Here is a 10,016-nt window from a genome sequence, read left to right as displayed (position 1 = left end):
GACCCACGTAGTGGTACCTTTTCATTGGAGGCCTCCTCTTGTTGTGGAGCGAATGCTGTTTTCTCCAAGACCATTCTATCCCCAGGGAGGCTTCCCTGACTCAAACCCACCTTATACATTCAAACAGATACGCATCGCAACGCATGTGGGAGACTGTCATGAAACGTAGGCAGGCCATCTCGATAATGGTACCGTTCTGTGTGCTGGCTTGCGCCGCGTTCGCCGCGGCGGATACGGCCATGCAGGTCTGGCCCGCAGACCCGCTGACCAAGGTCTTCCGTGACGCCGTGCCGGAGGCGCCCGCCGCGGCGCGCGCCGACGTCGCGCGAGGCGAGCATGCCAGCCTCCAATTCGTCGTGCGCGCCTCTGAAGCCATTGCGGGGTTGCGCGTTGAAATAGCACCGTTCATGCATGAAAGCGGCGCGGGCGCGTTACAGCCGCGCGCCCCGCGATTCGTGGGCTACGTGCCCGTGGACCGGCCCATGCAGACGCCGTGCAAGGACCAGTTGCGCGTGCCGCCCGCGGACTTCCCGGACCCCCTGCTGGAAGCGGAATCGGTAGACGCGGGCCCCGGCCAAGCGCAGCCGGTGTGGGTCACGATTCCTGTACCCCTGGACGCAGCCCCCGGCTTGTATCGCGGCGTGGCGGCCATCGGCGGCGCCATCGCCGGGAAGACGCACTTGACCTCTCAGCCGCTTGAGGTGCAGGTCTACCCCGTGACGGTCGCCAGGACGCGCTTGTGGGTCACCCAGTGGTTTTCGCCTCACGCGCTGCACATGAACCTGCAACCGGAACCCGATTCAGACGAGTTCTACGCGCTGCTGGCCCGTTACGCGCGGAACATGGCAGACCACCGGCAGAATGTCGCGCTGATCCCGCCCCTGGGCCTCGCAGCGTACTCCGTCGATGCCGACGGCGACCTGGCCATTGATTTCGCGCGTTTCGACCGCTGGGTCCAGGTCTTCAAGGACGCGGGCGTCATTGGGCTGATCGAAGGCGGTCACATCGGCGGCCGCGAGAGCGGCTGGGAATCCCATTTTGTGGTCGGCATTCAGGAAGTGAAAGATGGCGAGGTCTCTGCGCGCTCCATAGCGCCGGACACGCCAGAGGCGGACGTTTTCCTTTCGAAGTTCTTCCCCGCGCTGGTGGCGCATCTCAAGGAAAAGGGCTGGCTGGAAATCTATCGTCAACATCTGGCTGACGAACCCATTGTCTCGAACATCGAGAGCTACCGTCAGATGGCAGCGCTGGTCCGCAAGTACGCGCCGGAATTGCGCATTATCGAAGCGTGCCATACGAAGGACTTGGTCGACGCGATGGACGTGTGGGTGCCGCAGTTGAACTACCTGCACGACGATCTCGAGCATTACCAGACGCGCCAGGCTGCCGGCGAAGAGGTCTGGTTCTACACGTGCGTGTTTCCACAGGGCGAATATGCCAACCGCTTCATCGAACAGCCGCTGATCAAAACGCGCCTGCTGCACTGGATCAATTTTCGCTACGGCATTACGGGCTATCTGCATTGGGGATACAACCACTGGACCGCGGACAGCCCGTTCACGCACACGACGCGCCCGCACGGCGGGCCGCCCTATCTGCCCGCCGGCGATCCCTGGATCGTGTATCCCGGCGCAGACGGCCCGCTCGATTCTATTCGTTTTGAGGCTATGCGCGACGGCATCGTCGACCACGAATTGTTGTCCATGTTTGCGGAAAAAGACGCCCCGGCGGCGCAGGCGCTCGCCGGCCGGTTTATCATCGCTTTTGACCAGTACCAGACAGATGTGGCGCAGTTCCGCGCCGCGCGCCGGGAATTGCTGGACACTCTGGCGAAGTTTCAGTAGAACCGACCGGCTGCACGGCCCAGAGGAAGACATGAATGTCTTTTATCCCCCTTGAACCGCGAAGCTGTTGCCCTACCGGAATCCGGCATGCGGCGTTGGCGCTGTCCTTGTGTTGCGCCGCGGCATTCTCTTCTTCCTGGGCCGGAGAAAACGCCGCCGGTCCCACGCCTGCATCCTCGCGCCCGAACATCATCTGGATTCTGCTCGATGCGTGCCGGCCCGACATGACGTGTTACGGCTACGAACGGGAGACCTCACCACACATTGACGCGCTTGCCGGCAGCGGCGCTGTCTTCGAGCAGCAGTTCACCCAAGGCGCCGTAACCATCATTTCCGTGCCGACCTACATGACCGGACGATACTTCCCGTCGCCATGCATCGGCGAATACGGCTCCGTCGAGGAATATACCCATGTCAGGCTGCCGCATCCGCGCGAACGGCTATTCCCGGAAATACTCCGGGCCAACGGATACACGACTGCCATGTTCACGCAAGCGGCCGTCTGGTTCTCGAACAGCGACCGGCTTCCTCGAGCCTTCGACCACTTCTTCCCGATACGGCCCAAGAAACCGCCGCTCGTCTCCTTCGAGGAAATCAACACGGCAGTGATCCAGTACCTGGATCAACCGCGCGACAAACCGTTCTTTCTCTATCTGCATGCGTGGGACACCCATTTCCCGCATTTTGTGACACCGCCCTACGATCGTTGGGTTGATCCGGCCTATGACACAAGCGTCATGGAACAAAGCAACACATACAATGCGCGCCGCAAGGATGGTGAACCGTTCAATGCGGCGGACATTGCCTATTTGCGCGCTCTGTACGACGGTTCAATCCTCTACGCCGACGCGCAAATCGGCGTGCTGCTCGACGCGCTCGAGGCGCGCAATCTCCGCGAGAACACCCTCATCATCATCGGCGCCGACCACGGGGAAACGCTCGGTGAAGACGGGAAAACGGTCGGGCATGTGGGCGGACTCACCTTCGACGAGATTGCGCACGTGCCCCTTGTCATGTCCGGTCCGGGTGTCCCGCCGGGCGCGCGCATCACCCAGCACACGGAAAACATCGACATCGTTCCTACGCTGATCGAATTGCTGGGAATCGAGACTGACGCAATCATGGACGGCGAGAGTCTGTTGCCGGTCATGCGGGGCGAGGACGTACCCGCGCCCCACTTGTACGTGTATACCAAAGCCGCGGGAATGCACGCGCTTGTCAGCATGCGGAGCGAGAAGTTCCGGTACGAATACCATATACGGAACGAGACCGAGGCGCTTTTTCTAGTGCCGGACCATCCCGTTACGCGAAAAGACGTGCTGAGGGAATATCCCGAACTTGCCGCGGAGATGCGCCGGATACTCGTCTCGCAGATGGCGCCGCGCTGGCACGAATACGAGCGCCTGCCGCACATGGCGTCTTTCCTGCTCATTGACCGCATTTTCGCGTCCCAGGCGCACCGGGACGCGGTCACCGTGCGCAACGCGCCCGGCCAGCATCCACTCAATTTCGGACTGGACGATGGCAAATGGCTCCTATGGCAGAAACAGCTTGTTGCCGCGCCCTTCTCCGAGGATGTGCCGCCCGCACAAGTGCGCGCTCCGATGGAAAACGGCGTCTATCGCGTGTTGCTCGAAATGCTTTCCGCCGCGGACTACGGCGGCCACCCGGCTTCCTCCGTATCCCTTTCGCTGCCCGGCGATGCTGAGCCCCGCGTCTTGACCTGCCCTGCCGTGGACGACCCGAAGGGCCGTTACGTGTATGTGGACCTGGGGCAGGTCACGATTGAAAACCAGCGGTTCAATGCCGTCCTGGATACAGGCGCCTCCACGCACTGGACCGCACTGAAGAGCATCGTCCTCGTTTCGGCCAGCGAGGCCGCGCAAGCCGAGTTCGACCGGCTTTTCGACTGGGAAACATCCACGCAGGAAGAAATCAGCGTGAACATTGAGCAACTCGACGCTCTGGGATACGTCGATTCGAATTGACGGCCCTGCCGCGCGAAGCGGCGCGTGCCGAGGATCGGACGGACGAGACGGACGGGGTGAACTCTCATACCCATTCCCTGTTCCCTATTTCTCATTCCCTTCGAAGCGCGTAGCGCGTCGTCACATAGTCTTCGAGCAGTCCGCGGAACTGCGCCGCCAACTCCTCTTTACTCCCCGTGAACGTGGCGTGTCTCCGCCCATCAACAAAGACCGGACAGGCCGGGGCCTCCCCGTTGCCCGGCAGGCTGATGCCGATATTCGCCGCCTTGGATTCGCCCGGCCCGTTCACGATGCAACCCATCACCGCAACCTTGAGCGTCTCGACGCCTTCGTAGTGTCGCCGCCATTCCGGCATGCGTTCGCGCACATAGGCGAGCGTCTCTTCCGCAAGTTCCTGGAAAGTCGTGCTCGTCGTGCGGCCACAGCCGGGGCAGGCCGTAATGCTCGGCGCGAATTGGCGAAACCCCAGCGACTGGAGAATTTCCTGCGCCGCATGAACTTCTTCACGGCGGTCGCCGCCGGGCCGGGGTGTCAACGAAACACGGATCGTGTCGCCAATGCCTTCCGCCAGCAATATGCCCATCGCTGTCGCGGACCAGACCTGGCCCTTCATCCCCATGCCCGCCTCGGTCAGTCCAAGGTGCAGCGGTTGGCCCGTTTTTCCGGCCAGCTCCCGATACAGGTCAATGAGGTATACGGGCACGCTCGTCTTGCACGAGATGATAATCTGGTTCCTGCTCAGTCCGCAGGCCAGCGCGAGTTCCGTCGACGCGAGCGCGGAAACGATCATGCAATCGTTCATGACCTCCTCAGAGGACTTGCCGAAACCGCGCTCCGTGTTTTCGCGCATCCGCGACATCACGAGTTCCTCGTTCAGCGAACCCATATTGACGCCGATGCGCACGGGCTTGCCGTTGTCGCGCGCCACGCGGCAAATCGTGGCGAATTGTTCGTCGCGAGCCTTGCCCTTGCCCACATTGCCGGGATTGATGCGGTATTTGTCGAGGGCCGTAGCGCATTGAGGATACTTCGTGAGCAAACGATGCCCGTTGTAGTGAAAATCGCCGATGATCGGCGCTTTGCAGCCTGCCTCTCGCACACGGTCCCGGATTTCGGGGACCATTTCGGCGGCCCTCGGAGTATTCACCGTGATCCGAACCAGTTCGGAACCCGCCTCGGCCAGCGCAACAATCTGCAGCGCCGTGCCGGCGGCGTCTTCCGTGTCCGTGTTGGTCATCGACTGCACAACAATAGGCGCGCCCCCACCCACCTGCACTTCGCCCACCATGACGGGGACCGTTTCCCTGCGCTGCGCCAACGGCATGAGGTATATGCACTCCTGTTTTGCACGGAGACTGTACTGAAATCGGCCCAAAACCGTGGATTTCGCGAACCGCAACGCCGATTGGGCCGCTCAGAACGAACCACTCGCGGCGGCCTTCACTATACCGACCATCATCGAGCTTGGCAAGACCGCCTGCACCTGTGAACCGCCCGATCAGACCACAACAGCCGGCAACCCGGCCAATTGACAGAATTGCCGGAGTTCGCGGACGAAGTCGCCGTAGAAGAAGACCTGGTGAAAACCCGGAAACGACAACGCCTCCGTGTCGCCGTCGAACTTCACCATGACGGAAACGACACAGCCGCCGGCAGGCGGGACGGCGACGTTTTCGAGCACTGTTCCCGCCGAGATAAGCATGCGCGCGGGCGTGTCGCCATCCAATTCGACGTCCGCGCACGTCACGCGCTGTCCTTCGCGCCAGTGAGTCTTGGGCACGGCGTCGCGCATGCCGTGGTGATGGCCGATGTCGTACGGCTCTGGCGGCTGGTCAAAACCGTTCAGCCGGGTAGGGCAGGAACAGTGCGCGCCGATGATAGCGTCCCGCGCCGTTTCCGCGACAGGGTCCTGCTGGAACCCAGGCCGGTCAAAGAGATACTGAACGATGCAATGCGTGAGGATCGCGCCCACATCGGCTTCGCACGCGGCGGGGATGCCGTCGTCATTCATGCGTGACCAGGCGATACACGGCAGACTGACATCTGTCTTGCCCAACGCGCCCAGACAGTCCATGCTGATCGCATCGGCGTCTTCCCGCTCCAGGATACGTCCCGCCACCAGGTAGCTCCTGAGCCCATTGACGACGTCCTGGCGCGTGGCGCCGGCCACATGGCGCGCATGACGCATGTAGGTCCCGGCCATCGCCTCGAGCGCGTCATCCGCGGGCGTGCTCTCGTACTCGGCGAGGAAATCCGCCGCGGGCACGTAGCGCAGCTTCGTCCCCAGGAGCGGAGTCTCGACGTCCTTGCGCTCCGCGCCCTTGATCACGGCGCAGCGCGTCTCACGCAGTTTCGCACGCGCGCACAGCATGCGGACGCCATAGCGCACTTGCTCGAAATCGTCCGTCGCGCAGATGCAGCCTCCGGGCAATTCGGCGAGCGGCGCCGTGTTCGTTGTAAAGGACGAGCCCACGGGCGAAAAAACGACTGCGGGAATGCCGCTCTCGACCGCTTTGCGCGCCGCGGGCCATGCGTGTTCCTGCCGGTCCAGCAGGACGACGAGCAGACCGTCAGCACGCGCCTGCGCGCTCTCCGTGAGCCAGGCGTCCACCTCTTCGGGCGTGTAGAGGGGCGTTTCGCGCAAATCGATTTGACAGCGCAAATCCCGAGCCACGCCGGCGGCCTGCCGCGCATAGGACCGGCGCGCGGACTCGCCATCATACACGGCGCCGGGCCAGCGCATGCCATATTCGCCTTGACGCCGCACGAAACAGGCCCGGACACGCGGCATGTAGCGCGACGCGGGCCCGCACCCAAAGATGCGGACTTCCGGCCCTCTGGCGGCGACACCGGGCGGCGTGTGCAGGAGCCCAAGGGCCGCGGCAGAAGTCAGACCCAGGAATACCCGTCGGTTCATGTTTCCACCCCGCAATTCTCAGGACCACCCAAAACAGTCTTCTTATAGACCATTTTTTCCGGTAACCACAAGGCGCCACAGAAATCCTCACCCCGCCAGCCGTTCGCAGAAGGCTTGTCCGGCAAGGGAATCTGTGCCACAATGCCCCCACAAATGCGAGAGGGAGCCGCCCATGCCCAGCGCCACGCGCACCGAGAAGTTTGAAGTCAGCCAGGAAGCATTCTACCAGGTTATTATCGACTACAAGTCCTATCCCGAGTTCTCCAGTGAAGTTGTCCGGACTCAGTTAATCAAAGGGCGCGAGGACGGCGCGCGCGTCAAGTTTTTCGTGCGGCTGATCCGCGAATTCAATTACACGCTGGACTTGTGCCACGAGCCGATGAAGCGCGTGTATTGGACCCTGGTTCGCGGCGACCTGTTCAGCAAAATGGACGGCTCCTGGCAATTGAAGAAGCTGGGCAAACACAAGGTCGAGGTCACGTATTCGCTGGACATCGAGCCCAAGCTGTTTGTGCCGCAGATGATTATCAGCCGTCTCGTTTCCTACAACATGCCGCGCGTCATGGCAAGTTTCCATGAGCGCGCGCGCCAAATCGAAGCGAAGGAAGCCTGAATCCCGCTCTTTGCATGTTCCGCAGCCCTGAGCTATGATCGCTTCCGGGAGATCCGCGCATGCCCACGAAAAAATCCGCCGGAATGGACATTAATGACCTATTTGAACTCGTTGCGCGCGAGAAGGCGTCCGATTTGCTCATCAGCGCGGGCGCGCCGCCGATTCTGCGCATCAACGGGCAGTTGTTTCGCACGCGCACGGAGGCCCTCACGCCGGAAAGCACGCAGGCGCTCATCTACAGTTTTCTCTCGGATGAACAAATCACGTATTTTGAGCAGAATAAGGAGATCGATTTCTCCCTGGCCGTGGGACGCCGACACCGGTTCCGCGTCAACGTTTACCGGCAGAAATCCGCCGTGACGGCCGCGTTGCGCCCCATCCCGGAGGTAATCCCCACGCTTGACGAACTCGGCTTGCCGCGCGCCGTGCATGAACTCGCGCATGCGCGGCAGGGGCTGGTGCTCGTTACCGGGCCTACGGGCCATGGCAAGACTACTACGCAGGCGGCCATCATCAACAAGATTAACAAGGAACGGGCCTGCCACATCATCACCGTGGAAGACCCCATCGAATATGTCCATACGCATAATCAGAGCATCGTGGACCAGCGCGAGGTCGGCGGCGATACGCGCAGTTTCGCCGCCGCGCTCAAGTACGTGCTCCGCCAGGATCCCGACGTCATTCTGGTCGGTGAAATGCGCGACCTTGAAACCATACAGGCCGCGCTAACCGCGGCGGAGACTGGGCATCTGGTGCTGGCGACCCTGCACACCAACGATGCCATTCAGACCGTGGACCGTATCATCGACGTGTTTCCGGGCAATCAGCAGCAGCAAATCCGTTTCCAGCTTTCGATGACGCTGCTGGCCATTCTCTCGCAGCGACTGCTCCCCAAGGCCGACGGACAGGGCCGCATACTGGCCTACGAACTGCTCCTGAACAACACCGCCATCGCGAACCTCATCCGGGAAGGCAAGACGCACCAAGTGCACAGCGTGGTCGAGACCAGCCAGCGCGACGGCATGACGACGCTCGATCGAAGCGTGAAAGCCCTTTATAATAAAGGACTTATAACGCGCGAAGAGGCTGTCGCCCACATGAAGAATCCCAAGGAATTGAATAACAGCGGCGCCTGAGCGTCCCCATTTCAGGCGGGGTGTGCGTCACTATAGAGAAGGTTGGAACTTTCCGGCGGAATCCGGTATAGATACCGTAGCCCGTGGAAGGCATGGGCGCGGAGGGGAATCCCTGAGATGATAGAACAGCGGGATGTGATGCCGCAGGCCGAGAAAGCCCCGCTCTTGCGGCTATTCACTGGGGAAACGCCGCCCATGACGGAATGGGCGGACGAGGCGCTCATGCTCGCCCACGCGGAGGGGATGGAGCCCGCCTTCGGGGAATTGCTGCGCCGCCACCAGAAGAACGTGCTCAATTACATGTTCCGGATGGTGCAGAACCGCCATATTGCGGAAGAATTAACGCAGGAAGTATTCATGGCCCTGATCAAGAACGCGGGCCGCTACCAGCCGACCGCCAAGTTCACGACCTACCTGTACACCATCGCCTCAAATATCGTCTCGAAGGAATGGGCACGCCAGAAGCGCCGCCCCAAGCTGTTCAGTTTCGGCAATTTCTGGAGCTGGGACAAGCCGGAACCCGATACGGACCCCATCGAAGCCGTGGGCGACGACCGGGCGAATATCCTGGTTGCGTTTCAGCGGGGCGAGGTTTCCGAGGCCGTCAACGCCGCGCTCAAGCATCTGCCGGAGCACCAGCGCGAAGCGTTCGTGCTACGCCGGTTCCAGGACCTGTCCTACCAGGAAATCGCCGCCGTCACGGACGTCCCCGTAGGCACCGTAAAGTCGCGGATTGTGCGCGCGGAACGCGCCTTGCGCCCCTACCTGGAGCGTTTCCGGGAGTACGTCTGCTGAGCGCGCTGCCGAGCAGCACGGAATGATTCCATGCGCCATCCTTCGCGCGAAGATCTGCTCGCCTATGCGGAAAGCCTTGTGGACCAGGGTGCCCCCGTCTCCTCCGCTCTTGCCGCGCATGTAACCGCGTGCAAGCGTTGCTCCGCCGAGGTGCGCGAGATTCGGGAATCGCTCGACTTCACGGCATCAGCGCAGGAGCTCGAGCCTTCCAAGGACCTCACGGCCCAAATCCTGCTCGCAGTCCAGAGCAAGAAACGGCCCGGCATGCACTGGCGCATTCCCGGCGCAGCCCGGGCAGCGGCGGCTATAGCCCTGACCGGCTTTGCGCTGGCGCCGGGCCTGTTTTGGTTTCAATATGTGCTGGCCCCTCCCGATGCTGCCCCCGCTGCGCGGGCGCCGGCCGCACAGGAAGATTCGACACCCGTCCGCCGCGTAACAGGCCCCGAACGCCGCGCGCGAGACCTGAACATCCGGCGCTTGTCTGATGCGCTGACGGCAGTCCCCGAAGCCCGTCAACATCCCGCCGAACAACGGCTGCGACGCATAGCCGGTGCGGCTGCCGAAGACGCGGCCATCGCGCGCGACGCTCTGCGGCGAAACCCCGGTTCCCTTCGGGCGCAGCAAGCCTTGGACCAAGCCCTGGAAGCTCGGGAAGCCGCGTTGCGCACGCTGTATCTGGTGCAAACGCTGCCTGGGTGGAAGACCGCGCCCGCGTCCCCGTGA

General features: G+C 62.2%; 8 protein-coding genes. 6 read left to right on the top strand and 2 right to left on the bottom strand.

Annotated features, from left to right (window positions below; all coding sequences use genetic code 11):
• The first annotated feature begins 158 nt into the window (after positions 1-158).
• Both KA184_12595 and KA184_12590 read left to right on the top strand, forming a co-directional pair.
• Positions 159-1,844: a DUF4091 domain-containing protein gene (locus KA184_12595; protein MBP8130410.1), complete on the top strand. Its 1,686-nt coding sequence runs from the start codon at positions 159-161 to the stop codon at positions 1,842-1,844.
• 35 nt (positions 1,845-1,879) lie between these two features.
• Positions 1,880-3,832 (top strand): sulfatase, encoded by a 1,953-nt coding sequence (locus KA184_12590; protein ID MBP8130409.1) that lies wholly within the window; start codon positions 1,880-1,882, stop codon positions 3,830-3,832.
• Between the two features lie 91 nt (positions 3,833-3,923).
• Here the strand turns inward: KA184_12590 and ispG are convergent, their stop codons facing one another.
• The gene (gene ispG, locus KA184_12585) at positions 3,924-5,156 is read right to left on the bottom strand and encodes a flavodoxin-dependent (E)-4-hydroxy-3-methylbut-2-enyl-diphosphate synthase (protein MBP8130408.1); all 1,233 of its coding nucleotides are present in this window, start codon (positions 5,154-5,156) and stop codon (positions 3,924-3,926) included.
• A 174-nt stretch (positions 5,157-5,330) separates the two neighbouring features.
• Entirely contained in the window at positions 5,331-6,749 is a 1,419-nt protein-coding gene (locus KA184_12580) for a hypothetical protein (protein ID MBP8130407.1), read from the bottom strand.
• Between the two features lie 172 nt (positions 6,750-6,921).
• On the opposite strand from KA184_12580, the gene KA184_12575 reads away from it, so the two are divergent.
• The 4 genes from KA184_12575 (at position 6,922) to KA184_12560 (ending at position 10,016) form a co-directional block, all read left to right on the top strand.
• On the top strand, positions 6,922-7,362 hold the full coding sequence (locus KA184_12575; GenBank protein ID MBP8130406.1) for a hypothetical protein: 441 nt from the start codon (positions 6,922-6,924) through the stop codon (positions 7,360-7,362).
• 83 nt (positions 7,363-7,445) lie between these two features.
• Entirely contained in the window at positions 7,446-8,498 is a 1,053-nt protein-coding gene (locus tag KA184_12570) for a type IV pilus twitching motility protein PilT (GenBank protein ID MBP8130405.1), read from the top strand.
• Positions 8,499-8,615: 117 nt separating this feature from the next.
• Positions 8,616-9,293 (top strand): sigma-70 family RNA polymerase sigma factor, encoded by a 678-nt coding sequence (locus tag KA184_12565; protein ID MBP8130404.1) that lies wholly within the window; start codon positions 8,616-8,618, stop codon positions 9,291-9,293.
• Between the two features lie 30 nt (positions 9,294-9,323).
• The gene (locus KA184_12560; GenBank protein ID MBP8130403.1) at positions 9,324-10,016 is read left to right on the top strand and encodes a hypothetical protein; all 693 of its coding nucleotides are present in this window, start codon (positions 9,324-9,326) and stop codon (positions 10,014-10,016) included.

It is taken from the genome of Candidatus Hydrogenedentota bacterium (assembly GCA_018005585.1).
GTDB lineage: Bacteria > Hydrogenedentota > Hydrogenedentia > Hydrogenedentales > JAGMZX01 > JAGMZX01.
The sequence above is the reverse complement of the archived record's forward strand: the minus strand, read 5'-3'. Positions and strand labels throughout refer to the sequence as shown.